1 pseudogene is annotated in these 534 nt (G+C 49.4%); it reads left to right on the top strand.

Annotation, left to right across the window (positions count from 1 at the left end):
* Positions 1-11: 11 nt before the first annotated feature.
* Positions 12-534: pseudogene (locus ACS8FC_RS20525) on the top strand (DNA repair protein RecN); the annotation flags it as partial.

Raw genomic sequence — 534 nt, 5'->3', positions numbered from 1 at the left:
GGCTCGATGAGATGGCACAAATAACGCCGCTCGCGCGTCAGACAGCCAGTAGCTATCAGCAGTATCAGCAGCTAAAGCGTCGCGCTGATGATATTGCTAGCCGTGAAGCTCAGCGCCAAGACCGTATTCAACTTTTACAAAGCCAACTGGCAGACATCACACCTTTATTGGCTGTGGACTATGCAGAAGTTGAATCTGAGCACGAGGAGCTCTCTAATATTGAAGCCTTAATGCAAGAGGCCAGCCATGGCTTGCATCTACTCGACAATGATACCGATGAGCCAGATGTGATGACCTTGCTTGGGCAAGCAATCAAGCTTTGTGATTATCAAGTTGGTGTCAGCCAAACCTTTGAACAAGCCTCTGAGCAGCTGCATTTGGCGCAGCAACAAATCACCGAGGTGACGGCGCTACTGTCAGATTATGCCGAGCAGCAACTACCTGACCCTGAACGCTTACAAGCACTAGACAATCTTATCAGTTTGGGTCATCGCTTATCGCGTAAGCACAACTTGCCAGCGAGCGATTTGATTG

It is taken from the genome of Psychrobacter sp. 1Y4 (genome assembly GCF_051847555.1).
The sequence above is the reverse complement of the archived record's forward strand: the minus strand, read 5'-3'. Positions and strand labels throughout refer to the sequence as shown.